A 25,884-nucleotide genomic window follows, 5' to 3' on the forward strand; every position below is an offset into this window, starting at 1 on the left:
CCGGGAGCCACTGCACAAGAGTTAATCGGTGATACGGGGCACGATTGGGAATGTTTGCGAGCCATTAAGACTTAAGATCATTATGGGCTAATTTGCGCGATGCGCTTCTGCGCGCCCAATTGCCCAAAGGTTTTATACATTTCTATAAGGAGTTCATGTGTCGGCGAACCCGATTCGCGTTGCCATCGTAGGCGTAGGCAACTGCGCCACTTCCCTTATCCAAGGTGTTGAGTACTACCGAAACGCCGATGCAGATTCCACCATTCCTGGTCTCATGCACGTGCAGTTCGGCCAGTACCACGTTGGCGACGTCCAGTTCGTTGCAGCCTACGATGTCGATGCCAAGAAGGTCGGCCTCGACCTCTCGGAAGCCATCCTGGCCAGCGAGAACAACACCATCAAGATTGCCGACGTTCCAGCCACCGGCGTAACCGTCCAGCGCGGCCACACCCTTGACGGCCTCGGCAAGTACTACCGCGAGACCATTGAAGAGTCCGCAGCAGAGCCAGTCGACGTGGTGCAGTCCTTGAAGGACAACCAGGTCGACGTCCTGGTTTGCTACCTGCCAGTGGGTTCCGAGCAAGCCGCCAAGTTCTACGCGCAGTGCGCCATCGATGCAGGCGTTGCGTTCGTCAACGCCCTGCCAGTATTCATCGCCGGCACCCCGGAGTGGGCGCAGAAGTTCACCGACGCCGGCGTGCCAATCGTTGGCGACGACATCAAGAGCCAGATCGGCGCAACCATCACCCACCGCGTGATGGCCAAGCTGTTCGAAGACCGCGGCGTGGTCCTGGACCGCACCTACCAGCTGAACGTTGGCGGCAACATGGACTTCAAGAACATGCTCGAGCGCGATCGCCTGGAATCCAAGAAGATCTCCAAGACCCAGGCAGTCACCTCGAACACCTCCGCCGCCCTGGGTGACGACGATGTCCACATCGGCCCGAGCGATTATGTTTCATGGCTTGACGACCGCAAGTGGGCGTTCGTCCGCCTCGAGGGCCGCAACTTCGGCGACGCTCCGGTAAATCTGGAGTACAAGCTGGAAGTTTGGGACTCGCCAAACTCGGCCGGCGTGATCATCGACGCCGTTCGCGCAGCGAAAATCGCCCTGGACCGCGGCATCGGCGGCCCGATCCTGTCCGCCTCGAGCTACTTCATGAAGTCGCCACCAGAGCAGTACGACGATGAGACCGCACGCAACAAGGTGGAAGCCTTCATCAGCGGCGACATCGAACGCTAATCTTCCGCTGCGGCGGGAAAGCAATGGCCAGGACTGATGTCCTGGCCATTGCTGTATTCAAAATTGCTTTGGATGCGGAGAAGCCCGCCGGCTTGCAGGCCGGCGGGCCTCTGGGCGATGCATTGCGAGTTCATCACTGGTACCTCGGATTCTAGTTAGCTGGCAACGGTAATGGCGTTGCCGGGCCTAGCGAATTCGCAGGTACATTTCTGGTGGCACATGGTTCTTCAGCTCGCGCTGACGCATGCGGCGATTGAACTCGGTGCTGTCAAGGTTGGTGAACTTGCGCTTGTCTTGACGCTTTTTCATTTGCTGTCCCTCCCTTCGGTCAAAGTCGAAGGGGAGGGAAGATCTTGTCGCGTGGTTGAAATTGCGCGAGCTTTCAGGCTTTCTGGTCCTGCGAAGATTAATTCCGAGGTGCGAACTGCCCGTTGAGCGGATGAGGAGAACAGTGGACTGGACATGAAAAAAGTTCCTAAGGGTGAGAGTCGATTACTGACCTGCAACCTCAGGAACTTGAGCGGGATTTACCGTGAGCTAGGAATCCGCTTGTCCGGAGGTTGGGGAAATGCGCTTGCGCAGACGAGTCATTGGAGAGCCGCCATTAAATCGCGCTCCGCGATGAGTCTCTGTGTACCAAGTCGTATTAATCATTTCGCCACCTCCTAAAATCTGCTCTCGGCCGGCCATGGATGCCATGCGGCCTGTCTGAAAATTTGTCTCGATCCGCAAGTCTCATTGAGACTTCCCAATCACAGTATTCAGCATACATGGATTATGCCCAATGCGCTACAAGCCAGAGCAAAAACTTTAAGCACTTTCCCGGGAATGGCGAAAGCACCTGGATCCACGCGGATTCCAGGTGCTCTTCCAATAGCATTCAGGCCAAAAGTTACCCCTCGGTAGGCGTTTCCTGGGCTTCGGGCTGCTCTTTCCACCACGCACGCAAGCGCTCCGTGGCGACCTCTTCGCCCAGTGGACCTTCGTCCATACGCAATTCCAGGAGGAACTTGTAGGCCCGGCCAACCACCTTGCCCGGCTTGATCTCCAGCAACCGCATGATCTGTTCGCCATCGAGATCAGGACGGATCGCCTGAAGCTCTTCCTGCTCGGCAATCTTGGCGATACGCGCCTCGAGGTCATCGTAGGCAAAGGCCAGGCGGTCAGCCTTCTTGCGATTGCGCGTGGTGACGTCCGAACGCGTCAGGCGGTGCAGATGCTCCAGCAAGTCGCCGGCATCGGTGACATAGCGGCGTACCGCCGAGTCGGTCCAGCCCGCCTCGCCATAGCCGTAAAAACGCATATGCAGCTCGACCAGGCGGGCCACTGACTTGGTGGTGTCCTTGTCGAACCGCAAGGCGCGCATCCGTGCCTTCACGAGCTTGGAACCGACCATGTCATGGTGGCGGAAGGAAACGGCGCCGCTGGGTTCGAACTTTCGGGTCGCTGGCTTGCCGATATCGTGCATCAGCGCCGCGAAGCGCAGCACGAAGTTCGGGCCGGGCACCGGTCCCGCTTCATCAGTTTCCAACACCATCGCCTGCTTCAGCACGGTCAGCGAGTGCTGGTAGACGTCCTTGTGCCGGTGGTGCTCGTCGATCTCCAGACGCAGGGCCGACACTTCGGGCAGCACCTTGTCCGCCAGGCCGGTTTCCACCAGCAGGTCGATGCCCGTGCTCGGGTCGGCCCCGTTGATCAGCTTGACCAGCTCGTCGCGGATCCGTTCGGCGGAAATGATGTCGATTCGATCGGTCATTTCGCTCATGGCGCGGCGAACCTCGGGGCTGACTTCAATCTCCAGTTGCGAAGCGAATCGGGCAGCACGCATCATGCGCAGCGGATCATCTGAGAACGAGATATCAGGCGCACCGGGGGTGCGAATGGAACCGTCTTCCAGGGAGCTCACGCCGTCGAACGGATCCACCAGCTCGAGATGGGGCAATCGCAGCGCCATCGAGTTCATGGTGAAGTCGCGGCGGAAGAGGTCATCGTGCAAATTATCGCCAAAGGCGACGATCGGCTTGCGCGACTCCTTGTCATAGGCGTCAGCGCGGTAGGTCGTGACCTCCAGCGTGTATTCGCCCTTCTTGAAGGCGATCGTTCCGAACTCGCGTCCTACATCCCAGATGTTATCGGCCCAACCGGAAATTGCCTTAATGGTTTCTTCCGGTCGTGCGCTCGTGGTGAAGTCCAGGTCCGGGGAGACGCGTCCCAGGTACAGATCGCGAACCGGCCCACCTACCAACGACAATTCATGGCCGGCCCGAACGAAACGGTCGGCCAAATCGAAAATGACCGAGGGCAGGATCTGACGCAGCGCGTCAGGCGAGGGAAGTGCATGCATAGTTACTTAAGCGTGCCAGAAATCCGGGAAGAATGCTTGAGATTTCGGCGAATTTGCCTGCGAGATAACTTACTTGTCCACGTCGATCAGGCGGCTAGCGGCACTTTCTCGATAGAGTGGTTCTATGAACCGACCGATCCCGTCTGCCCCGAAGCGCACTCCATTGACTGCGTCAATGGCTCGCGCGCAGGCAACTGGCGGTCATACGAGCTTGCCGACCGTGGAAGAAGTCTCTTCCGGAGGTATCGTCATCGACTTCGACGACCCCAAGTTGCCAGTGGCAATTATTGCCCGCTACAACCGTGGCGGACGGCTGGAATGGTGCCTGCCCAAGGGCCACCCGGAGGGCGTGGAAACCAACGAGGAAGCGGCTATCCGCGAAATCGAGGAAGAGACCGGCATTTCTGGACGCATCCTCGCCCCGCTGGGTTCGGTCGATTACTGGTTCACCGTGACGAATTACCGTGTGCACAAGACCGTGCACCATTTTCTGCTGGAAGCTACCGGCGGGCATCTGACGATCGAGAATGATCCCGATCATGAAGCCGTCGATGTTGCCTGGGTGCCGCTGGGTTCCCTGGGCAAGCGCCTGTCCTTCCCTAATGAGCGCCGGATCGCCGATCTGGCACGCGAGGTCCTTACAAAGCATGTCCCAGGTTCCTAATCCAACTGCCGGCTTCGACCAGCCAAACACCGGAGCCACGGACATCGTCGCCGAACCTCCCCGGCAGCCGATAGCCCAACCGGCAGGATCGCGTTCCAAGATCTATGCCCTGATGGCTTCCGGCACGATGGTTTCCCGCCTGCTGGGCTTCGTGCGCACGGCCTTGCTGGCGATGGCCATTGGTTCGGTCACCTCGGTGGCCGACATCTTTGAAAAAGCCAATGTCATCCCCACCATCATCTACATGCTCTTGGCCGGCGGCATTTTCAATGTCGTGCTCATCCCGCAGCTGATCAAGGCTTCCAAGGCCAAGGATCGCGGTGCCGCGTACACGTCCAAGCTGGTCACGCTGACCGTGGTGGGCATGGGGATCCTGACTTTGATCCTGACGCTGTGCGCCAGGCCCTTGATCACGGTGCTCACCAGTAACTGGACCGAGCCGATGATCGCGCTGGGAACTGCATTTGCCTACTGGTCGCTGCCGCAGATCTTCTTCTACGGGCTCTACGCGGTCCTGGGCCAGGTGCTGAACGCCAACGGCCGATTCGCCGCGTTCATGTGGGCCCCGGCGGTGAACAACGTCATCCAGCTGATCGTCATTGGCGCATTCATCCTGACCTTCGGCGCCTACTCGTCGGGCGACCCGATGCAGGAGTGGAACAGCATCAAGACCATGTGGCTGGCGGGCGGAGCCACCTTGGGCATCGTGCTGCAGTCAGTCGTGCTGTTCTGGCCGTTGAAGAAGACCGGGTTGAAACTGACCCTGGACTTCCAATGGCGCGGCATGGGCCTGCGCCATGTGGGCAAGCTGGCAATCTGGACGCTGGCGGCCATGGTGATCGGCAATCTTTCCTCGCTCGCCTACTCGAAGATCGTCTCCGGCGCTACGGCAGCTCGAGCGCAGCTGCCGTCCGAACAGGCCGCCTCGGTCGCCGGCGAGTACGCGCTGAACACCTCGCAGCTGATCACCGTGTTGCCGCATTCGCTATTCGCGCTGACTGTCGCCACCGTGCTGTTCAACGACTTCGCCCGGGCGTTCACCGAGAACCGCCGCAAGGATGTCGGCCAGCTGCTGAACCAGGGCATGCGCTCCACCGCCATCCCCATCGTGTTCTGCACGCTGGTCTTCATCGTGCTGGCCGGGCCGCTGGGCAGGCTGTTTGCCGGCAGCTCCGAGCATGCGGCGCAGGCCGCGGGCGCTTTGGGGCAGCTGCTGGTGCTCACCGCGCTTGGCCTGCCGTTCAAGTCCCTGCAGTTCTTCATGCTGCGTGTCTTCTACGCGGAAGAAGATACCCGCACCCCGATGCTGATCCAATCGGCCACGGCAGCGGTCGGCTTGGTCCTGGCGTTCACCGCGGCCGCCGTGGTTGACCCGCTGCATATCGCCGCCGCCATTGCCTTCATCTACGGCTTGACCAACGTGCTGACCTGCATCGGCACCCATTATCTGATCAAGCGCCGCTACGGCAGCTACGATGTTTCCTCGGTCATCGACACCTACATCCGAGTCGGGTGGATGGCTACGCTGTCGGCTATCGTCGGCTGCGTAGCGCTCTGGCTGCTGGGAGGATTCAGCTTCGGATTCGCCTACGATTCAGTAGTCAGCGCGCTGATTTCGGTGGCTGTTGTCGCCCTGCTGATGGGCATCGTGTTCATCGGCCTGCTGCACAAGACCAAGGTTCCGGAGCTCCAGTCGTTCCTCGGTCCGATCCTGCGCAGAATCCCGGGATTGAATCGCTGAAAATCCGCTGAAACTTGCTAGTGATTCTGGGCAAATAGGCACCAAATAGCCGGAGCTGACCGGTAACATGACAGGTGGTGGTCTGTGGACCGCCACCGAACCAAATTCAACCCCTTGGAGATGCACGTGTCGCAGCCAATCGATGTCGGCTCTGTCCTCAGCGGCCGCTACCAGGTAACTGAGAGTGTCCTTTCATCAGCTGAAGGAGACTTGGTACTCGGTGGCGTAGACCAGGTACTGAACCGCTCGGTCAGCATCATGGTGGCTTCCGTCGAGAATTCCTCGCAGCTGGCAACGAGCGCACGCGAGATCGCCATGGGCGAGCGCGCATCGAACGTCCAGGTGCTGGATCTGGGCATCACCGACTCCAACCAGACCTACCTAGTCGCCAATACCGCGCGGTCCTCGGACCTGCTGGACCTGGTTCTGGAAACCGACGACGCTCCATACGTTGAGCCGTTCTTCACCGATACCCTGGGCACCGAGATCTTTGGCGAGTCCCGCCAGGCTGTCCCCGAAACCTACGAAGACGACAACGAGTACTACGAGCAGCTGCAATACGAGGACGAACCAGAACATCAAGGCAAGATCGGTTCCGCCCTGGCTGGGGGCTTCGCGGGGCTGAAGAACCGCTTCGGCAAGAAGAACCAGGAACAGCCTGAAGAGGAGCAGTTCGACCAGACCGCGCCGAACGAACAGGTTCCCGACACCGTCGCCACCCCGGTTGCCCCTGCTGAAAATCCAACGGCCGAAGACAAGCCGAAGGTCACCCGTCTGGACGACGACGAACCTAACGTCACCGCAACCGCGGCGCTAGCCGCCGCAGCGCAGTCCAAGGGCAACACCCCGGCCAAGCCTGCCAAGGAAGAGCCGGCCAAGGAAGAAGAAAAGCCTGCAAAGAAGAAGGGCGCAGCAGCAGCGGCTGCAGCCGGCACAGGCGCAGCGGCTGCTGCAGGTGCCGCCGCAGCCGCGCCTAAGGCCTCGACCTTCCCGGCAGCAGCCAAGAACGCTCCCGCCCAAGACCCGCAGGTCGACGAGCAGGAAGAGGAAGAAAGCGGATCCAAGGGAACTCGCCTGCTCGTTGGCGCCGTATTGCTGATCGTGCTGGTCGTTGCCGTGGTCTTCGCCTTCAACTTCCTAGGTGGCGACAAGAACACCACCGCAGAGGGCGAGACGCCAACTGCCGTGGAATCCTCGGAGAAGCCCTCTGAGTCCGAGAAGGAACAGGAACCTACCGAAGAGTCCTTGCCTGCCCCGAAGGTCGATGACGTGTCCCGCCTCGTTCCCGGCAACCAGCAGCTGAATTCCGAAACCGATGGCAAGCTGGGCCAGATGATCGACGGCAACGCGTCGAGCACCTACGCCACCTACTCGTACACCACAGCTGATTTTGGCGGCTTCGCTTCCAACATGGTCTTCATCCTGGCATTGGACGAGAAGTCCAAGATCTCCGAGGTCAACCTCGAGGGCCTGAACGGCACCGGCGGCAATTACGAGATCCTCGTCGGCGACTCCGACGATCTGGGCGATGCCAAGTCGGTAGCCAAGGGCTCATTCTCCGGCCCTTCGGTATCGGTAACTGTCAAGGGCGACGACAAGGACTACATGGAAGGATCCCACGTATTCCTGGACATCACCGAGCTGCCTCGCAAGGCATCCGGTGGCAACGATTCGCGGCCATTCGGTCTGCAGATCGGTGAATTCTCCGCCAAGTAATAGAAGCGGAATTTTTTACGAAAGCAATGCGTTGAGGTGGATAGTGAGGTTAGACCTTGCTACCCACCTCGCATTATTAGAACGAAAGGGTTCTACCCCCGTGACTTCAGCACAGAACGACGAAATCCGCGACGTCATCATTGTCGGCTCCGGTCCGGCCGGTTACACCGCCGCGGTTTATACTGCCCGTGCGAATCTGAACCCACTAGTCATCGCAGGCTCAGTCACCGCCGGCGGCGAACTGATGAACACCACCGACGTGGAAAACTTCCCGGGCTTCCCCGAGGGCATCATGGGCCCTGATCTGATGGACAACATGCAGAAGCAGGCCGAACGCTTCGGCGCCGAGATCCTCTTCGATGACGTCACGGAAATGAACCTCGAGGGCGAAATCAAGACGCTGTCCCTGGCCGACGGCACCGTCTACCGTGCCCGTGCTGTCATCGTCTCCACGGGCTCTGCCTACCGCGAGCTGGGTCTGGAAGATGAAAAGCGCCTCTCCGGCCATGGCGTCTCCTGGTGCGCCACCTGCGACGGGTTCTTCTTCCGCGAGCAGACCATCGCCGTGATCGGCGGTGGCGACTCGGCCATGGAAGAAGCACTGTTCCTGACAAAGTTCGCTTCCAAGGTCATCGTGGTGCACCGCCGCAACGAACTGCGCGCCTCGAAGATCATGGCCGACCGCGCCTTGGCCCACGAGAAGATCGAGTTCATCTGGGACTCGGAAGTCGTCGGCATCAACGGCGCAGAGAAGGTCGAGGGCCTGGTTGTGAAGAACCGCACCAGCGGCGAGGAAACCACCGTGGATGTCACCGGCATCTTCGTAGCCATCGGCAACGACCCTCGCGTGGATCTGGTCAAGGACCAGCTTGAGCTGACTTCCGAAGGCACCATCGCCGTTGAAGGCCGCTCTTCCAAGACCTCGCTGCCAGGTGTCTTCGCTGCCGGCGACGTGATCGACTCCACCTACCGCCAGGCCATCACCGCAGCCGGTTCGGGCTGCGCCGCGGCCCAGGACGTGGAGCACTACCTGGCCAACGTTTCCGAAACCCTCGCTACCGCCTAACAGATTTCTCAGAAAGGGGTTGTCTCTCATGAGCAACGCAAAAGCAGTAACTGAAGCAACCTTCCAGGCTGATGTCCTGGATGCCGAAAAGCCAGTCATCGTCGATTTCTGGGCTGAATGGTGCGGCCCTTGCCGCCAGCTCGGTCCGATCCTGGATCAGATCGCAGAAGAGCACGCTGCGAAGGTCGACGTCGTGAAGGTCAACGTCGATGAGAACCAGGCAATTGCCGCCAAGTACGGCATCACCAGCATCCCTGCCGTGTACGTGTTCAAGGGTGGCGAGCATGTTGCCACTTCCATCGGTGCCAAGCCAAAGGCTGTCATCGAGAAGGACTTCGCAGAATACCTGTAAGTCGATACGTCATTGGAGTGGAGACCAACCGCAAGGTAGGTCTCCACTCCTGTTTTAACCGATGCCTTGTGAAAATCTTGCTAGTTCTCCCATTCCGGGGTAAGTTCCAGCCCTGACCCCAGCCCAGATGAGGGCTGTTCTTTGATTTGAAGACGTTTTGACGATTAACGTTGAAATATCAATATTTATACCTTGTTTTTTGATTCTTGGTACCATTCTAAGACTTAATGCATCAATACTTGGTTTCGATGAGTCGAGCTCGCACTTTCTGCTCGGATAATGGCTCGCCAAGTTCGAGGCCTGCGTCGGTGATTCAGTGCTGTTTGTTCCGGTGCATTTTGCAACCTGCTCTGCGTTGCAGGGACTACCCGTCGGCCAGCTCTCGATCCCGAATGCTTCGCCTCCGACTTTCAAGGAGTGGCAGCTGCATGCGGATTTAAAAACGCATGCAGCAGTCTTTTCTTTGAGAGAGCAGGATAATGCCGTTCAGTGTCGCCTTTGTAAAGGATCTTTCCATCATGCGACAGCCTGAGCTATCGAGCCGGGCTCTTGAATGTATTAGCTGCCCCGGAGTGCGTCGACCTTTCCTGTATCCAGAGCAGGGGATCCATCAGGACCGGCGGCAGAGTCTTTGCAAGGAAACTCCGGCGCTGTGGAGCTACACTCTTCAAAACCCGAGGCACCATCTGGCTCCGTTGGTAGGTGCTCAACGACCTGAGCCACGAGCAGATCTGCCAACACCTGTTCCCAGTCCGCAACGGTCGCAGAATCCTGTTTGACCAATCAGACCGGATCATTCACGCATGAGGGAACTGGTTCTAGACTCGACGCCCCAGCCGTTGATGCGCCGTGTCTGCGCCGACCACGCCAAAGACTCTGAATTGAATATTTGACTCTTTGAGGGCCACCAATATTGCCGTTCAGAGCCACCAGCTGAAAACGCCGTTATTCTCGATCAGAGCCACCTGATTTTCTCCTTCAGAGCCACCCTGTATAAACCCCTCTGTGAAGGGGCATGAGTTTCTGCCCACCGGCGGCCACGAATAATGCCCATTAAGGGTCAGCAAAACTGCCTGCTGCCCATAATCAGCCAATGTGGTATCAGCCGTCATGCACAGCAGTCTGCCCGTGCTGAGAGGGGCTACATCAAGGAACTCACCCCAGCACCAGCCAACACCTGCGTCAACCGAAAAGACTCACCGCTGGTCTGGCAAATGTGCGCCTGACGCAGCAACCGATCCACCGAGGACGTCGCCAGGGCATTGGGCATCAATTTACAGTGTCCTGATGCTCGATCAGTGGCTTTTGGAACCACCCAGCGTGGAAATTTCGCGTTCTATTATCGTGCTCATGGAGCAACAGTGAGACAGAGCATCCCCATTTTCTGCACGCAGTACAAGCAGTCGGACTACCCCGGCCGGCTGGTGGCTCTGAACAAGAATAATGGGTGGCCCTGAGCGGCAATACTGGTGGCTCTCAAAGCTTCTAATATTCATCTGGATCCACGGACAAGTGACGACATAGCTGCGTGACGGCAGAGACGGGCTCACTTGACTTAGTTCTCTCTCGATGACGTGGGCGTGCAAATAGGCCTGCGGTACGCGTCCACTGTCTCGGAAAATCAGCGCAAATCAAAGCGTCTACAGCCACAGACCCAACGCTATTGTCGCTCAGTTGACCCTGTTCTGGGCCAGCAGTGCGCTGCTCTTCTCAGCAAAGCCTCTGTGGGCTCGTGTAGCGATCTAGGAGCCTACGGAACCTCTTGGTCACTCGGAGTGGTAGATGGAAGGCTCTCAGTGGCGCTTCTGGTGCTCGTAGCGCTTACAGATGCGGTTTGATCATCACACTCCATGACTGCACTTGACGCTCATCGGACGTACCCCTGTTAGAGACAAGAACATACGAATGAAGCGCGCGGGACCCCTCGGCAGACCATGCGTGCTGGTCGGGATTACGTTCTGGTTATACGTCCAGATTCATTGATTGCGCGCCCTACACGGAATACTGTCCGCGTACGTCGAACATCGGATAGTTGCTCCCGTTGTCTCTTCCGATCTGCCTATGCAGTTCTAGTTATTGGCAACTCGGCTATCGCCAGGACATCCACCCCTATGATCATTTACCTGAGATCATTCGCCATTCCAGCCTGAACGGAACTTCCAGTGACTTGCGTGGTCATTCCATTGGGCATGGCGTTGGAAACGAGGTGTCGTTTAGGTGGTTCTCCTTGTTTCACGTGAAACACGTTTCCAGCGGTTAGTCTCGAAAGTCCTGTATGGTTCATCGATTAATGTTTCACGTGAAACGGTGCCAAAAAGCGGCTGTCTTCAGCCTGAGTCTAAGTGAGTATGTAGCCATTATGGAAGCCACCGCTCTTCCAACTCAGAGTCGCCCGAGGGGTACTCCATTATTGTCACTCGGAGCTACCAAACACTATCCCTCCAAATAACCCTGTATAAACTCCCGGTCAGTGCAACAGACTTTCTCGCAGAACAAGCCATGTTCAACGGCACGCGCGAATGACGCTCATGCCCCAGCTTTACGCCGAGGCTTAGTCGGGACGATTCTTCACGTCCACACCCGACGCATCTCCCGCAGCAGAGTCATAGAAGTAGGCGGCGCCTCCTTACAAAGCTGAGCGCGCCTTCAGGACAAGAGCGGCAAAAGCGCTACTAATTGCAATTCCTTGACCGCAACCAACTCTAAACGTGTTCACCCAACCGTACTGGAGCCTCGACCATACGGATCTAGGTTAGGCTGGCGCTTACCTCAAGCTTTGCACGACGACTACGTACGACAGGACAGGACCATCGAACCGCATTCAAGGGCTACAACAAGTTCTGATCCTCATACCATCATCATTTACTCGTAGACTTGGACAAGTCCAGAGTTGAGCACAAAGCACGCATAACCATAGAGACTGACGGCCAGAAGCCATCATGACCCTACACTCCCCCTTTCAAAGCCCAACGGTCCACAGTGTATCCATTTGTCATCTGCCTGCTGTTCAAGATGTTCCCTTTCGAAGAGCCCAGTCGCGATATGAGGTAGCGGTGATCCTGTCAGAACGGAATGGTGACTCCAGGCGCTAATTCTCAGAGGCGCAGAAGCATAGTAACGGGCGGCTCTGAACCGGAACTCTTTTGTGGCTCCAAAGGTTCAATTATTCATCACGACTTCAAGAACACTGCTCGCCCATTAGATTGCGGGTCCGGTTCATGCCATTCCCCTATCCGGCAGAATGTACTCACCAGATTCAGTCATGTACAGCAACCGAAAAGCTTGAAGTCGATGTCCTGAAAGCTGATTCGAATACAAATGAGTGACAGCCATCGAAACGAAGCCATTCAAGGACGTAGCGTGGATAAGAATCTCCGACTAATGCCCACTATGGCCATGAATGGATTGCGTCCGGCTCACAGCAACTCTTGAAAGTCTAGATCGTCTCCTGATCAGGTCTGCAAACCGCTCGTTGCTGGACTCTGCCAATTCGCTCTGTTCCGAGGCGAACGTAGAAATCCAAGCAAGCCAGACTACGGCCACCGAATATCACTCGTCCACGTTGCAGTTCCTGCAGATCCGTGGATGGGTGCGGCATGTTGATTGCTCGATAGGATTCTTCAGAGCCCTGGCCAACAGTCACAGCCAAGGGTATATCGATCGAACCGCCTGAGGGAGGGTCTATGTTTCACGTGAAACTTATTCTCATGAATCATGACGTAAGCGGACTAACAGCGAAGATGCCCGAGAGAAATTCTTTTCCTCGTTTCATAAGTCGGTTCATCATCTGCTCTTATGGCATGGCTATCAGGCTGACTATTCGAACAGCGACCTCACGGCGGTTGCAACACCGGACTGGTGTTTGTCGTTAGAGTAAACAATGCATCAGTCCAATGTTTAGGCCTAGACAGATTCGTGATCGACGCTAATCATTTCAAGGCTGCATTAGAAGACCACGCCTATTCCGGGTGGAGTCATCAAATCCTAGAGTCTGGATCGAGTACTGGAAATCAGTCGCAGCGAACTTATTATCTTTGCATGATCCAGTGAATGAAGGAGTAGTCTCCCTACCGACCGACACAGCAACTTCTCATCGAGCACAGTCTGATCGACATTTTCGTTCTATTCCATAGGACAGTTTCACTCGAATCATAGATCCGCAGAAAACTGATCATCTGAATCTTGGGGGCCTCTACAATTCCGATCTAGAGTCACCAGAGAGAAACGCCGCCGTTGTCTCTCATTGCCACCGAATATTTTTCGTCAAAGCCACCCCCTATAAGCTGCTCCCACCACGCAACCGACTGTATGGTGGACAGAACCTTTTTCAATGTACGAAAGTTCGAAGTCATGCGACTAATCCAGCTCGCGCTGAGAGTCTGCCAGACTGCGCCATCGCATCCACGCAAGGCATCTTTCACGACAGCGTAGGCGAAGACTTCAATGCCGCAGATATCGTCCTCGTAGCTGGAAGGACCTCGAGAAGCTGAGCGACGAGCAGGTCCTTCAACTACTCTTCCCGACTGCAACTAACAAGAAGGCGCGATGCCCAACCTGGGCTAGAACAGCTTCTTTACGTCCTACGAACGCTGCTTACTCCAACTCATGGTCACCTCCGACGTTGATGACAAAACGTCAGCATCGAATTAGGCTGGCTAGGAGCTTCCATGGCCTCGCACGAGCATCGTCGCCGGGCAACAGGCTCTGAGGATCTATTTGAAGCCTGCCTGCCGTTCAGCCGATACTTTACGTGGAGCTCTGCCTTCGCATAAGGCAGCCGTGAGTCGGTTATGGCTGGCCGGTGGCTCTGGACGAGAATTCTAGCGGCTCTCAAAGCCACGAATATTCACTATTGAGCCATTCGGGATATGGCACCTCCGTCAAGAATTCTGAGACTTTCCCGCGTAAGGGACGATCAGGTTCTCTCGGCTGAAGGACATGCATTCACTCTGTGGCTTGATGGTCACTACCCTTTTAACGTATGTCTTTGCTTGGAGCGCCCATCCTGTTCGTGAGCGAACCCTTGCCTAGTGATCAGCCTCCAAGTCGGGGTCGCAGTCCAGCAGTTAAGGTGCATAGGGCTACAGAATCAACCATGAACCAGGTACGCCATGTCAGCAAGACCTGACCTTCTTGAGCGTCCGGCAGACAGGAACATTTAGACGGTTTTGCTTCGGGGTGACGAGGTGCGGATGGTGCCCCAGTCGAGTTCGGTGCACTACTCTTCCCGAGCACTCCCCCAAAGGCTCATGACGGTTCTCTGCTCCTCCTGCAACTCCTTGGAAACGCACCAGGTGTCGATCGGTGCATCGTCAGTTGCGAGAGGTTTTTCGTTGCAACTCCGATGAAGGCCCTTGGGGAGGCGTGGACACAAACTGAGATGCACTTGGCGCAAAGCCTGGGTCTTCGCGTGGTACTGATTCTTCGGGCCGAAAGAAGTCATTGCATCCAGCCTTCAGGGTTGCACGTCCCGAGAGATTCTAATGCAGTGACAACATCCGCTGGCCAACCTCTCCTTCAACCTTCCTAAATACTGGCCACCGCTCCCCAATACTTGTTTCACGTGAAACAGCGTTTTGGAGATAGAGAAGGCGCATGTTTCACGTGAAACATGCGCCTTCTCTATCTAATTACGAGTTCATTGTCGGATCGATAACCTGCATGATGCGGTTCAGATCATCGACCGAAGCGAACTCGATACTGACCTTGCCCTTGCGGCTGCCAAGTTGAATCTTGACGTTAGTGTCCAAGCGGTCCGCAAGCGATGTCGCCAAGAAGTCCAAACGCTCATTACGCTGGGTCTCGCGCGCCTTCTTGGCTGGCTTGCGCGGCTTATCATCGCTCAGGGCAACTGCCTCTTCAGTCGCCCGCACAGACAGACCCTCGTTGATGATCCGCTGGGCCAACTGTTCAATGACTTCGTTGTTGGACAGTCCAAGCAAGGCCCGTGCATGGCCGGCCGAGAGAACCCCCGCTGCAACGCGACGTTGAACGAGAGGAGGGAGCTTCATCAAACGGATCGTGTTGGAAATCTGCGAACGTGACCGGCCAATTCGTTCGGAAAGCACTTCCTGCGTGCAGTTGAACTCTTCTAAAAGCTGTTGGTAAGCAGCAGCCTCTTCCAGCGGATTGAGCTGCGAGCGGTGCAAGTTCTCGAGCAGCGCATCGCGTAACAAATCGGTGTCTTGCGTGTCCCGAATGATCGCCGGGATGGTCGCCAGGCCAGCGGCCTGCGTTGCTCGCCAACGACGTTCACCCATGACCAGTTCGTATGGGGCGTCATCCTTCTCGCGCGAAGGACGGACAACGATAGGCTGAAGCAGTCCAATTTCACGGATGGAATGGATGAGCTCATCCATGTGCTCTTGGTCGAAGTTGGTTCGCGGTTGCTTGCGATTCGGGTGGATGAGCTTGACGTCGAGTTCAGCGAACTGCGCTCCAGGAACTTCAACTAGATCCGAAGAGTCTGGGGTGTCAGGCTTCGGCTGACTCTTCTTAGGTGCTGACTTCTCGGCCGATGCATCATCCTCGCGCACAGGAGAACTCTTCGTCCCAAGAGTTGTGTTCAAGCCAGGCATCGTAGCTCGAGCACGCTTTGCCGGCTTAGCAGCAGTAGTTGGTGCCTTCGGCGTTGAGGACTTGCGTCCCGGTTCGAAGAACATATCGACTGGACGTGCTGCCCGTGGCCTCGATGCTTCTGCGACAGGCTCTGCGGGCGATGTTTCACGTGAAACATCCTGCTTCTCCTCTGGAGCTGCGGTCGCCGGCGAGCTGGAAATGAGGGCACCTAGTCCCCTACCCAAGCCCCGCTTCTTGTCTGCCATGTTTTTCGCACGCCCTTTCATCCGAAATTTCAGCCCGAGACTAGTCTACTGTTTATTGGCATCGAACCGGGGATGCGCACAGTGCGTCACCCACGGCTTTCGCAATGAGTGTTAGTTATCAGCCACGGTGTCACGTCTGAAACAAACTAAAACCTAAGGTAAACGACTCTAGGGGGGGGAAATGCCCTTCTACGGGCCTACGCGCCCCGCTCAGCCATCTCTAGGGCTGCTTCGGAGTACGACAGGGCGCCGGTCGAGTTCGGGTCATAGGTAATAACGGTTTGCTGATAGCTCGGAGCTTCAGAAATTCGCACCGAACGCGGAATGACAGCCTTGAGCACCTGCTCCGGGAAGTGCTCCCGAACTTCGTTAGCTACCTGTGCAGCAAGATTAGTGCGACCGTCATACATGGTCAGCAAAATCGTCGAGACTGTCAGCTTGGAGTTCAGGTGCTTCTGGATCATCTCGATGTTCTTAAGCAGCTGACTCAGACCTTCCAGCGCGTAGTACTCGCACTGGATAGGGATGAGAACCTCACGAGCGGCAACGAAGGCATTGACGGTCAACAGGCCCAAGCTCGGTGGACAGTCGATGAAGACATAGTCCAGGCGAGGCAGTCCCTCGCGCTGGCGAGTCCGAGCGTAGTCGTCCAAGGCGCGCTGCAGGCGCTGTTCACGAGCTACCAGAGAAACCAATTCGATCTCTGCACCAGCCAAGTGAATCGTCGCAGGAGCGACCTGCAAGGTTGGCAGGTCTGGGCATGTAGCTACGACATCAGACAATGGAAGGTCGTTGATTAGCACATCGTAAATGCTGTCCACCTCAGCATGATGCTCGATACCCAGCGCGGTTGAAGCGTTGCCCTGCGGATCGATGTCGATCACCAGGACGTTCAGTCCCCCCTTGGCCAGAGCGGCTGCAAGGTTTACGGTGGTCGTCGTCTTGCCGACGCCGCCCTTCTGGTTGGAAATCGTGAAATAGCGGGTCTTCTCGGGCGTTGGCACCTTACGGGCCTCCAAAGCTTCGCGACGACGATGTTCACTAGCTATTTGAGTAGCCAGGGGCGAGGACGAGTCGTTGAAATCAAACGCGCTATCCGATGAATCCTTAGTCTTAGACAAAGGTAAAACTCCTCCTCGTGAAGTGGTGCGCCTAATACTCATAGCGTGCACCGATAATGTTTCACGTGAAACATTCAAAACAAGTCATGCAGATTGCGAAATGGCTTCATCCTCGAATGCACGAGGATAAAAGCCATTTCACTTCTATAACTATTTAACAGACTATCGCGTCAACCTTAGCCAACCTTGATGCGAACCACCGTTGTTGGTTCTGCAAGGATGGTTTCGCCCACAGTAAGCACTTCGGTTTCCTTGCCACCGAATTTGCGGATGGCCTTAGTTGCCTTGGCGATTTCCTCGGCAGCCGAGCGCCCCTTGATCGCAATCAGCTCGCCTTGACCGTGCAGCAGTGGAATGGTCAGTCCGGCCAAGTTGGTCAATGCGGATACGGCGCGGGCCGTGACATAGCGTGCGTTGACCACGTCAACCATCTGCTCTGCACGGCCACGCATTACGGTGACGTTGGTCAGACCCAGATCCTCAATTACCTCGGAAAGCCAGATGCAGCGGCGCTCCAGTGGCTCAATCAGAGTCAGCTTGAGGTCCGGGCGGGCAATTGCCAAGCAAAGCCCTGGAAGGCCTGCGCCGGAGCCTACGTCGGCTACCTCGGCATCCTTGTCCATAACCTCTTCGATCACTGCGCAGTTGAGCACGTGGCGGGACCACAGACGGGGTACTTCGCGCGGACCCAACAGCCCGCGCTCAATGCCAGAGGTCGCCAGATGCTCTACATAGCGCTTGGCAAGATCCAAGCGGTCACCGAAAATCTTCTCGGCAGCCACGGTCTCTTCTGCAGTAAGGCTGAGGTCCTCAGTCATTGTCGTTGGTCCTTAGGTCGATCAGCGCGCGGACGCGTGATGGTTCTTAGCTGTCCAGTACCGAGATGACGATATGGCGTCGGGTCGATTCGCCCTCGGATTCCGAGTGCAGTCCAGCATCTGCGATGACGTCGTGCACGAGCTTGCGCTCGTAGGCGCTCATCGGATCCAGATGGACCTTCTCGCCAGTTTCGCGAACCGAGGCAATGGCGTCCTCAGCAATCTTGCGCAGCAGATCTGCACGCTCTGCACGGTAGCCGGCAATGTCCAGGATCAGGCGCGAACGCTCACCGGTCGCAGTCAGCACTGCGAGCCGGGTGAGTTCCTGCAGCGCGTCGAGGACTTCGCCATCCTTGCCAACCAGGCTTTCCAGCGACGCGTCATCGTCCTCGGTAAGGATCGAAATGTAGGTACGTCCGCCACGGATTTCGATGTCGATGTCGCCGTCCAGATCAGCGATATCCAGAAGCTCTTCAAGGTAGTCGGCTGCGACGTCCCCTTCGTCCAGAACTTCCTGATCGTCATCGATCTGGTTTTCCAGGTCGGGCGCGTCGATATTCTCAGTTGCAGTCATGGCTACTTCTTCTTTCGACGGTTCTTGCGCTGCGGCTGATGACGCTGGCCCTTTGCCCGCTGCTCCGCTGCGGCTGCTGCAGCGGCGTCAGCGTCTTCCTTCTTCATGCCTACTGGAGGCAGGCCCTTGGCGGCACGGCGGGCGTTGAGCTCGCGCTCCGCTTCCGAGCCAGGGGTTGGGTTGTTGCGGATAACCCAGAACTGCTGGCCCAGGGTCCACAGGTTCGATGCGGTCCAGTAGATCAGCACACCGATTGGGAAGTTGATGCCACCGATGCCGAAGACCAGAGGCAGGATGTACAGCATCATCTTCTGCTGCTGCATGAATGGGCCCTGCAGGGCTTCCTGGCTCATATTCTTGGTCATCAGCTGGCGCTGGGTGAAGAACTGCGATGCGGTCATGGCAAGGATCATGACGACGGCAACGATGATGACGGCCCAGTTAATAGCGCCGGAGTTGATGGTGCCCAAGAAGGTCTCGGACAGTGGTGCACCCAGGATGGTGGAACCGTCGAAGCTGCGGATGTGCTCAGCGGACAGTGCGCCGATTGAACGGCCATCATCGCTAGCGCGCGATGCTTCATTCAGTACGCGGAACAGTGCGAAGAAGAATGGCATCTGCACGAGCAGAGGCAGGCAGGAAGACAGCGGGTTGGTCTTATGCTTCTTGAACAGCGCCTGCTGTTCCTGCACCATGGCCTGACGCGAAAGCTGGTCGGTCTTGCCCTTGTACTTTGCCTGCAGCTTGCGAAGGTCAGGCTGCAGTGCCTGCATCGCGCGCTGGGACTTAATCTGCTTGACGAAGACTGGGATCAGCAATGTACGGATCAGCAGCACGAGGAAGATGATCGACAGGGTCCAGGTAACACCTGAATCCGCGTTCATTCCAATCGCGGTGAACAGTTCGTGGAAGGCCCACAGAACCCACGAGACTACGTATGTAAACGGAGTCAGTATCGTGTCTAGGAAGTTGTTCATCAGTGGTCGAGCTCCTTGCGGCCGCTTTCCGCGGCGTCTTCATCGTCGGGAATCACAGGATGATTCAGAACTATGATCCTCGGCAGTTTGCCTTCTGGCCAAATCCTCGGTCCCTCAGGAACGTGGTCGACGCCTCCGTGGGACCACGGATTGCACCGGAGGATCCGCCAAGTGATCAAGCCGGCGCCTTTGACAACACCGTGCTGAGTCACCGCTTCGAGCCCATAGGCAGAACAGCTAGGAAAGTATCGGCATACATCGCCGTACAGCGGCGAGATGATTTTTCGGTAAGTCTTGAGCAACCCGATTACGATGTTGCGTGGGATATCGATGATGAACCACAGCAAACCGGTACGCGGAGCTGAATCCTTGCGCATCAGCGCGCCTCGATCTTGCGCAAAACAGCGGAGAAGGCTGAACTGATCTGGGCGTTGAGTTCTTCCCAGGAGAGTTCGGCAGAGCCAGGAAGTGCACGGAAGACGAAATCGACATTCCCGTCCACGCGCCGAAGCTCATGGGCGATCTCTCGCATTCGTCGTTTGGTGAGATTCCTTTTAACGGCAATACCTACAGCCTTGGAAACAATGAATCCAAACCTGTCGCCGAGGAACTCTTCGGTTACTCGGGGGCGTGCATATAGCACGACGTTCCGGCGTCCGCTTCGGACACCGGAACGTACAGTGGCTGTAAGGTCTTGCGCTAGGCGCAGTCGCTGATTCTTAGGCAACATCTGTTTCGCGTTGCTCTTTAGCTGAGCTCGTTGAAATCATGCTGCCAAGAGCTGCTTCGCAAATTTATGCGGACAGCTCGGCGCGACCCTTGCCGCGACGTGCCGAAAGGATGGCACGACCTGCACGGGTACGCATACGAAGGCGGAAGCCGTGCTTCTTCGAACGACGGCGGTTGTTAGGCTGAAAAGTCCGCTTGCTCACGGTGACACTCCAAAACGATTTAGATGATGCGTACTACCCGTTGACCAGCTAGCTCGATAACAACAGGATGACGCTCGTGTTTTCTTATAAAATGCGCTTTCTCGCGGGCTCTTCCAAAATGAGCAAGTCGCAAAAAGGTGCGCATAGGACTGAATAACAATAGAAAAATATGCGCCCTGGGTCAAATTGGCGCGCAACTTTAGCCCCGGCTCCCCTGCTCGGGTGCCAGCCTGTGAATAATCTACCTCAAAGTTGTGGATTACGGCTGTGCATAACGAAAGAAACTTCACATATTTCCACAAAACAGCTAGTCATCTCGCGACGAAAAACGCTTGATTTCATGGGAAAACCTGTTTTCCACAGTAATAACACCCTGATTTTCCACGCAGCTGTGCATAACTGTGTGGATGATGGATAGAATCAATGCAGACGTGGTCCAAAAAACGACGTTTAGGAAGCCTGGGAACGGGATTCTTGTGACCAAGATTGCATTCGAACGGAAGCGGGGCGCCCTTAGTGAGCAGCGACGAGACCAATAGCATTGGTAGCTCTTGGCGCCAAGTCATCCGGAAGATCGAAGATGATGACCGGGTCAAGGCGCGTTACCGCGCCTTCGTATCGCTGGCTAAACCGCAAGGTCTCATCGGCACCACGCTCTTGGTTGCGGTGCCCAATGACCTCACGCGAGATATTCTGCAGACCCAGTTGCGCGAGCCGCTGGATGACGCATTGCGGGAAGTATTCCAGGATGATATCCGCTGCGCCGTCAGCGTTGATCTCTCGCTGTCGGATGAGCTGGAAGAAGAGGAGCCTGAGGCCAAGCCTGCTGCGCCGTCCGCTCCGGCGGTTGTCGAGACTCCTGGTCCTCGCCCGCAGCCGGCACCGCAGCCGACTCCGCCATCGAACTCTCAGGAGTTCGGCCGCCTGAACCCGAAGTACATCTTCGATACCTTCGTGATCGGTTCGTCGAACCGCTTTGCCCATGCGGCAGCCGTCGCTGTTGCCGAAGCGCCGGCCAAGGCCTACAACCCGCTGTTCATCTACGGCGATTCCGGTCTGGGCAAGACCCACCTGCTGCACGCCATCGGGCACTACGCACGCCATCTCTACAAAGGCATCCGCGTGCGCTACGTGAATTCTGAAGAGTTCACCAACGATTTCATCAACTCGATCCGCGACGACGAGGGTGCAAGCTTCAAGCAGACGTACCGCAACGTCGATATTCTGCTCATCGACGACATCCAGTTCTTGGCCAACAAGGATGCTACCCAGGAAGAGTTCTTCCACACCTTCAATGCGCTGCATAACCACAACAAGCAGGTGGTCATCACCTCGGATCTGCCTCCCAAGCAGCTGCAGGGCTTCGAAGATCGCATGCGTTCGCGCTTCGAGTGGGGCCTGCTGACCGATATCCAGCCGCCAGAGCTCGAGACCCGTATCGCAATTCTGCGTAAGAAGGCGGACGCCGAGAACCTTTCGGCGCCAAGCGACGTCATGGAGTACATCGCTTCACGCATTTCCACGAACATCCGCGAGCTCGAAGGTGCGCTGATCCGCGTCACCGCTTTCGCGTCGCTGAATAACCAGCCGGTGGACCTGGCCTTGGCCGAAACCGTGCTCAAGGACTTGATCAGCGAAGACGGCGCACAAGAAATTACGCCGTCGACCATCATCAAGCAGACCGCCGAGTACTTCGGGCTGAGCATTGATGAGCTGAACAGCAAATCCCGTACTCGTACTTTGGTCACCGCACGCCAGATCGCCATGTACTTGCTGCGTGAGCTGACCGACATGTCATTGCCGAAGATTGGTGCAGAACTGGGCGGCCGCGACCACACCACCGTAATTCATGCCGATCGCAAGATCCGCGAACTGATGGCTGAGCGTCGAGCGATATTCAATCAGGTCACCGAGCTGACAAACAGAATTAAGCAGAGCCAGCGGGAGCACTGAAGCAGAGAAATCACAGGTGTGGATAAAACTGTGGATGATCTGGTGAAGGATTGCGGATAAGTTCACGAACCATGTGGATGTTAAAAATCGTGAAACTGAGTATCAACAAGTTGATGAAACCGAGTCTCACGTTCAACCACAGATTGTTCACATGCACAATTGCCGGAAGATCTAGGGTAATGGGCCTTATCCACAGTATCCACAAGGGTTATTAACACTTCTCCTTTAAATCCTTAATCCTCCAAATAACGAGTCCACTGTTCACCCTCGAGCCAAAACTTGTGCAGAACAGATTTTTTGTTGCATCGTCCACACTTCGTTCACTGAGCTGACGTTGCGCTATCAGGGCGTGGCAAGATTAGATGGATAGAACGTGCAACTACCTGCTCTATGCTTAAGAACTTGGCGAGGGAACTACCTTCTTGGCCTGACTTAAGACTTATGGGTTCCGAAAGGCGGATTTTTCGTGAAGTTCAGCGTTGAAAAGGATGTATTGGCGGACGCCGTATCCTGGACTGCCCGGTCCCTGGCGCAGCGACCACCATCACCTGTTTTGGCAGGCATCCTCATCACGACCCACGAAGGCCTTGTTCGCCTCGAGGGATTCGACTATGAGATTTCCTCGCATATCGAGATCCCTGCAGATATTTCCGAGCAGGGCTCGATCCTGGTATCCGGCAAGCTCTTGGCAGAAATTACCCGCTCTCTGCCCAACTCCACCGTCACCCTGGAAACCGATGGCTCGAAAATCTCGCTGACCTGCGGCCGTTCACGATTCCACTTGGCCACCATGCCAGTAGACGAATACCCAACCCTGCCTGAACTCCCAGCTATCGCCGGCACCATCGATGGCCAGGCATTCTCCGAAGCTGTTTCGCAGGTTATTGTCGCCGCTTCCAAGGACGACACCTTGCCGGTACTCACCGGCATCAAGGTTGAGATCGAAAATGATCTGATCACCTTCTTGGCCACGGACCGCTACCGTCTGGCTCTGCGTGAACTCAACTGGACCCCGATCCAGGCAGAAATCTCGACGTCCTTCCTGATCAAGGCGAAGACGCTCAGCGAAGTTGCCAAGACTCTCTCGAGCTCCGGCGAACTGAAGCTTGCCATGAGCGAGAACGGTGAGATGGTTGGCTTCGAAAGCTCCAACCGCCGGACCACCTCGCTGCTGATCAACGGCGAATACCCGAAGATCCGCTCGCTGTTCCCGAGCGATACGCCAATTCATGCAACCGTCCGCACCAGCGAGCTGATGGAGGCTGTACGCCGCGTATCGGTAGTCGCCGAACGCAATACCCCAGTTCGCATGGCCTTCACCGATGGCCAGCTGACCTTGGATGCTGGCACCGGCGAAGACGCGCAGGCTGAAGAAGCCATCGTTGCCTCGCTTCGCGGCGAAGACATCGTGGTTGCCTTCAACCCGACTTTCCTGTCCGAGGGCCTGAACTCCTTCAACACCGATTTCGTGCGCTTCTCCTTCACCAGTGCTCCGAAGCCGGCCATGCTGACCGGACAGAAGAAGCTGGATGAGGAAGACCAGGACCAGTATCGCTACCTCGTGATGCCGGTTCGATTGCCAAACTCGAACTAAGCCAATTCGTGGTCGATGGCTCCGGCCATCAGCCACCTCGTTTCTGTCAGGACCCCGGTGTATATATCGCAGCTTTCACTCACGAGCTTCCGCTCGTATGCGCAGGCCGACGTGCACCTAGCCCCGGGGATCAACGTCTTGATCGGCCCCAACGGGGTCGGCAAGACCAATATCGTTGAGTCCATCGGCTATCTGGCCAATCTTTCGTCGCATCGAGTCAGCAATGACGCGCCCCTGCTGAATTTCGGTTCCGAGCGCGCGCTGATCCGGGGCACTGTGCATCATGGCCCGCAGACCACGGTGCTCGAGGTCGAGATCACCAGCGGCAAGATCAACCGGGCGCGCATCAACCGGGCTAACCCGGTTCGCGCACGGGAGATCCTTGGCATGGTGCGCACTGTACTCTTCGCCCCCGAGGACTTGGCTCTCATCAAGGGCGATCCGTCCAACCGCCGCAAGTTCCTGGACGAGCTTCTGGTAACCCTGCGCCCGGTGGAGGCCGGCACCAAGAACGACTACGAGCGCATCGTGAAGCAGCGCAATGCCCTGCTCAAGTCCATTCGCGGCAAGTCCACCCTGAGCCCCTCGCAGGAGAACACGCTCAAGGCCTGGGATCTGCAACTGGCATTGGCCGGCGCTCGGCTGATGCGCGGACGCCTGGACGTCTTGGCCTTGATCCGCCCGTACATGCAGGCCGCCTACGCAGATCTGGCAGATGGCGCCAAGGAAGCGCGCGCCATCTACCGTTCCTCGCTCGAGGGCGAACTCGACGAGAACAGCCTGCCAGCGGATGATCTTGAGTCCCTGGAGCAAGAAGAGATCCAGGAACTGCTGCTGAACGCCATCGAAGCGAATCGCAGCCGTGAAGTCGACCGCGGAATTTCGCTGTTCGGACCGCACCGCGACGATCTGACCCTGATCCTGGGTCCAACTCCTGCCAAGGGCTATGCCTCGCACGGGGAAACCTGGTCCTTTGCCTTGGCCTTGCGCCTGGCCGCCTACCGTGTTTTCGGCGATGACGATCCGCGTCCTGGATCAGGCCCCATCCTGATCCTGGATGATGTCTTTGCCGAGCTCGACACCACCCGCCGTGATCGCTTGGCGCACATCGTTGCCGGAGCCGAGCAGGTGCTGGTGACCGCCGCCGTTGTGGAAGATGTCCCCGAAGCGCTGAAGGGACATTTCTTCCAGGTTTCACCTGGCCAGGTTGTCGATGCATGAGCCATCGGAACGAGATGAACACCGCTTCGATCCAGAGATCGATGCGGCCAAGGCGCTGCTCAACCGCATGCGCAAGCTCGCCGAGGAACGCGGCGAGCGGCGCATCGATGCCGCCCGCATGGAAAGGGCGCGCAAGCGCAAGGCCGCCCGCCGCGGATTCGCCGAGGAAAGGCCGGAATCTGCCGAGGGAGCGGTTCGCGACCCGCGCGCCATTGGCGAAGTGGTCTCCCGGCTGTCCAAGTCGCGCGGCTGGAACACCCAGGTCGCTGTGGGCTCGGTGCTCGGACGCTGGGAGGACATCATCGGCGTGGAGAACGCGAAGCACTGCAAACCTGAATCCTTCGAGGACACCGTGGTGGTGATGCGCTGCGATACGACAGCGCGAGCAGCACAGATGCGCCTGCTCACCCACGACATCCTGAAGAAATTCGATGCCGAGCTGGGGCCCGGGATCGTCACCGTGCTCAAGGTGCTGGGTCCCAACGCTCCCTCCTGGCGCCACGGCATGCGTTCGGTGGCCGGCCGGGGGCCGCGCGACACCTACGGATAGAAATTGCTGGCATGGCATATGGCGCACTCACGGACCCGGAGGCTGGATCCCCCCTCACTTGATCGCCGCAACTGCCTCAGAACGTCAATTACCAGCTTTTGGTGGGCGATTTAGGCCTCAAAGTCACCGTTTATTTTGGTCTACGCGGTAGAATTAGAGGTAGTGAATTGACTCCGTTGCGGGCAAGGCCCGCG

General features: G+C 57.1%; 21 protein-coding genes. 10 read left to right on the forward strand and 11 right to left on the reverse strand.

The window, feature by feature from the left end:
• Positions 1-157: 157 nt before the first annotated feature.
• Positions 158-1,243, forward strand: a complete 1,086-nt coding sequence (locus BKX98_RS10520) for an inositol-3-phosphate synthase (protein WP_073707176.1) — start codon at positions 158-160, stop codon at positions 1,241-1,243.
• 186 nt (positions 1,244-1,429) lie between these two features.
• On the opposite strand, the gene BKX98_RS17345 is transcribed toward BKX98_RS10520, so the two are convergent.
• A complete protein-coding gene (locus BKX98_RS17345; protein WP_255209577.1) occupies positions 1,430-1,552 on the reverse strand; it encodes a hypothetical protein in 123 nt (40 codons plus the stop codon).
• Positions 1,553-2,135: 583 nt separating this feature from the next.
• Positions 2,136-3,587 (reverse strand): CCA tRNA nucleotidyltransferase, encoded by a 1,452-nt coding sequence (locus BKX98_RS10525; RefSeq protein ID WP_073707177.1) that lies wholly within the window; start codon positions 3,585-3,587, stop codon positions 2,136-2,138.
• A gap of 124 nt (positions 3,588-3,711) precedes the next feature.
• Here BKX98_RS10525 and BKX98_RS10530 point away from each other — a divergent pair, with 124 nt between their 5' ends.
• The 5 genes from BKX98_RS10530 to trxA all read left to right on the forward strand — a co-directional run bounded on the left by BKX98_RS10530 (position 3,712) and on the right by trxA (position 9,126).
• Positions 3,712-4,251: an NUDIX domain-containing protein gene (locus BKX98_RS10530; RefSeq protein WP_073707178.1), complete on the forward strand. Its 540-nt coding sequence runs from the start codon at positions 3,712-3,714 to the stop codon at positions 4,249-4,251.
• On the forward strand, positions 4,235-5,992 hold the full coding sequence (murJ, locus tag BKX98_RS10535) for a murein biosynthesis integral membrane protein MurJ (RefSeq protein WP_223308844.1): 1,758 nt from the start codon (positions 4,235-4,237) through the stop codon (positions 5,990-5,992). Before BKX98_RS10530 ends, murJ begins: the two co-directional genes overlap by 17 nt.
• A gap of 126 nt (positions 5,993-6,118) precedes the next feature.
• Positions 6,119-7,708, forward strand: a complete 1,590-nt coding sequence (locus BKX98_RS10540; RefSeq protein WP_143181091.1) for a hypothetical protein — start codon at positions 6,119-6,121, stop codon at positions 7,706-7,708.
• Between the two features lie 100 nt (positions 7,709-7,808).
• Complete coding sequence (trxB, locus tag BKX98_RS10545) at positions 7,809-8,774, forward strand: thioredoxin-disulfide reductase (protein WP_066142780.1); 966 nt, start codon at positions 7,809-7,811, stop codon at positions 8,772-8,774.
• 28 nt (positions 8,775-8,802) lie between these two features.
• A complete protein-coding gene (gene trxA / locus BKX98_RS10550; protein ID WP_038992752.1) occupies positions 8,803-9,126 on the forward strand; it encodes a thioredoxin in 324 nt (107 codons plus the stop codon).
• A 920-nt stretch (positions 9,127-10,046) separates the two neighbouring features.
• On the opposite strand, the gene BKX98_RS16855 is transcribed toward trxA, so the two are convergent.
• From BKX98_RS16855 to rpmH, 9 genes are all read right to left on the reverse strand, one after another.
• Positions 10,047-10,238 carry a hypothetical protein gene (locus BKX98_RS16855; protein WP_143181092.1) on the reverse strand — a complete coding sequence of 64 codons (192 nt, stop codon included), beginning with the start codon at positions 10,236-10,238 and terminating at the stop codon, positions 10,047-10,049.
• A gap of 4,518 nt (positions 10,239-14,756) precedes the next feature.
• The gene (locus BKX98_RS10560) at positions 14,757-15,950 is read right to left on the reverse strand and encodes a ParB/RepB/Spo0J family partition protein (protein ID WP_038992747.1); all 1,194 of its coding nucleotides are present in this window, start codon (positions 15,948-15,950) and stop codon (positions 14,757-14,759) included.
• Positions 15,951-16,147: 197 nt separating this feature from the next.
• Positions 16,148-17,071 carry a ParA family protein gene (locus tag BKX98_RS10565; RefSeq protein ID WP_073707181.1) on the reverse strand — a complete coding sequence of 308 codons (924 nt, stop codon included), beginning with the start codon at positions 17,069-17,071 and terminating at the stop codon, positions 16,148-16,150.
• Between the two features lie 176 nt (positions 17,072-17,247).
• Positions 17,248-17,889: a 16S rRNA (guanine(527)-N(7))-methyltransferase RsmG gene (rsmG, locus tag BKX98_RS10570; protein WP_073707182.1), complete on the reverse strand. Its 642-nt coding sequence runs from the start codon at positions 17,887-17,889 to the stop codon at positions 17,248-17,250.
• A 46-nt stretch (positions 17,890-17,935) separates the two neighbouring features.
• Positions 17,936-18,463, reverse strand: coding sequence for a R3H domain-containing nucleic acid-binding protein (locus BKX98_RS10575; RefSeq protein ID WP_038992744.1), 528 nt, complete (start codon positions 18,461-18,463; stop codon positions 17,936-17,938).
• A gap of 2 nt (positions 18,464-18,465) precedes the next feature.
• Positions 18,466-19,440: a membrane protein insertase YidC gene (yidC, locus tag BKX98_RS10580; RefSeq protein ID WP_038992743.1), complete on the reverse strand. Its 975-nt coding sequence runs from the start codon at positions 19,438-19,440 to the stop codon at positions 18,466-18,468.
• On the reverse strand, positions 19,440-19,817 hold the full coding sequence (yidD, locus tag BKX98_RS10585) for a membrane protein insertion efficiency factor YidD (RefSeq protein WP_038992741.1): 378 nt from the start codon (positions 19,815-19,817) through the stop codon (positions 19,440-19,442). The genes yidC and yidD overlap by 1 nt, the downstream gene beginning before the upstream one ends.
• A complete protein-coding gene (gene rnpA / locus BKX98_RS10590; protein ID WP_073707183.1) occupies positions 19,817-20,170 on the reverse strand; it encodes a ribonuclease P protein component in 354 nt (117 codons plus the stop codon). Before rnpA ends, yidD begins: the two co-directional genes overlap by 1 nt.
• Before the next feature lie 64 nt (positions 20,171-20,234).
• On the reverse strand, positions 20,235-20,372 hold the full coding sequence (gene rpmH / locus BKX98_RS10595) for a 50S ribosomal protein L34 (RefSeq protein ID WP_073707184.1): 138 nt from the start codon (positions 20,370-20,372) through the stop codon (positions 20,235-20,237).
• A gap of 516 nt (positions 20,373-20,888) precedes the next feature.
• Between rpmH and dnaA the strand changes: the two genes are divergently transcribed.
• The 4 genes from dnaA to BKX98_RS10615 all read left to right on the forward strand — a co-directional run bounded on the left by dnaA (position 20,889) and on the right by BKX98_RS10615 (position 25,690).
• Entirely contained in the window at positions 20,889-22,325 is a 1,437-nt protein-coding gene (gene dnaA / locus BKX98_RS10600) for a chromosomal replication initiator protein DnaA (RefSeq protein WP_038992740.1), read from the forward strand.
• A gap of 466 nt (positions 22,326-22,791) precedes the next feature.
• Positions 22,792-23,919, forward strand: a complete 1,128-nt coding sequence (dnaN, locus tag BKX98_RS10605) for a DNA polymerase III subunit beta (RefSeq protein ID WP_038992738.1) — start codon at positions 22,792-22,794, stop codon at positions 23,917-23,919.
• A gap of 57 nt (positions 23,920-23,976) precedes the next feature.
• Positions 23,977-25,140: a DNA replication/repair protein RecF gene (gene recF, locus BKX98_RS10610; RefSeq protein WP_038992737.1), complete on the forward strand. Its 1,164-nt coding sequence runs from the start codon at positions 23,977-23,979 to the stop codon at positions 25,138-25,140.
• Positions 25,133-25,690 carry a DUF721 domain-containing protein gene (locus BKX98_RS10615; RefSeq protein WP_073707185.1) on the forward strand — a complete coding sequence of 186 codons (558 nt, stop codon included), beginning with the start codon at positions 25,133-25,135 and terminating at the stop codon, positions 25,688-25,690. Before recF ends, BKX98_RS10615 begins: the two co-directional genes overlap by 8 nt.
• Positions 25,691-25,884: the final 194 nt, after the last annotated feature.

Origin of the sequence: Glutamicibacter sp. 0426, assembly GCF_001906485.1 — a bacterium.
GTDB lineage: Bacteria > Actinomycetota > Actinomycetes > Actinomycetales > Micrococcaceae > Glutamicibacter > Glutamicibacter nicotianae.

Bases quoted from the DNA above. Each gene is read 5' to 3' on its own strand.
- BKX98_RS10530 (WP_073707178.1), top strand. From the start codon at position 3,712: ATGAACCGACCGATCCCGTCTGCCCCGAAGCGCACTCCATTGACTGCG.
- yidC (WP_038992743.1), bottom strand. From the start codon at position 19,440: ATGAACAACTTCCTAGACACGATACTGACTCCGTTTACATACGTAGTC.
- BKX98_RS17345 (WP_255209577.1), bottom strand. From the start codon at position 1,552: ATGAAAAAGCGTCAAGACAAGCGCAAGTTCACCAACCTTGACAGCACC.
- rnpA (WP_073707183.1), bottom strand. From the start codon at position 20,170: ATGTTGCCTAAGAATCAGCGACTGCGCCTAGCGCAAGACCTTACAGCC.
- BKX98_RS10525 (WP_073707177.1), bottom strand. From the start codon at position 3,587: ATGCATGCACTTCCCTCGCCTGACGCGCTGCGTCAGATCCTGCCCTCG.
- BKX98_RS10560 (WP_038992747.1), bottom strand. From the start codon at position 15,950: ATGGCAGACAAGAAGCGGGGCTTGGGTAGGGGACTAGGTGCCCTCATT.
- BKX98_RS16855 (WP_143181092.1), bottom strand. From the start codon at position 10,238: ATGACGGCTGATACCACATTGGCTGATTATGGGCAGCAGGCAGTTTTG.
- murJ (WP_223308844.1), top strand. From the start codon at position 4,235: ATGTCCCAGGTTCCTAATCCAACTGCCGGCTTCGACCAGCCAAACACC.
- trxA (WP_038992752.1), top strand. From the start codon at position 8,803: ATGAGCAACGCAAAAGCAGTAACTGAAGCAACCTTCCAGGCTGATGTC.
- BKX98_RS10575 (WP_038992744.1), bottom strand. From the start codon at position 18,463: ATGACTGCAACTGAGAATATCGACGCGCCCGACCTGGAAAACCAGATC.
- rsmG (WP_073707182.1), bottom strand. From the start codon at position 17,889: ATGACTGAGGACCTCAGCCTTACTGCAGAAGAGACCGTGGCTGCCGAG.
- BKX98_RS10615 (WP_073707185.1), top strand. From the start codon at position 25,133: ATGCATGAGCCATCGGAACGAGATGAACACCGCTTCGATCCAGAGATC.
- yidD (WP_038992741.1), bottom strand. From the start codon at position 19,817: ATGCGCAAGGATTCAGCTCCGCGTACCGGTTTGCTGTGGTTCATCATC.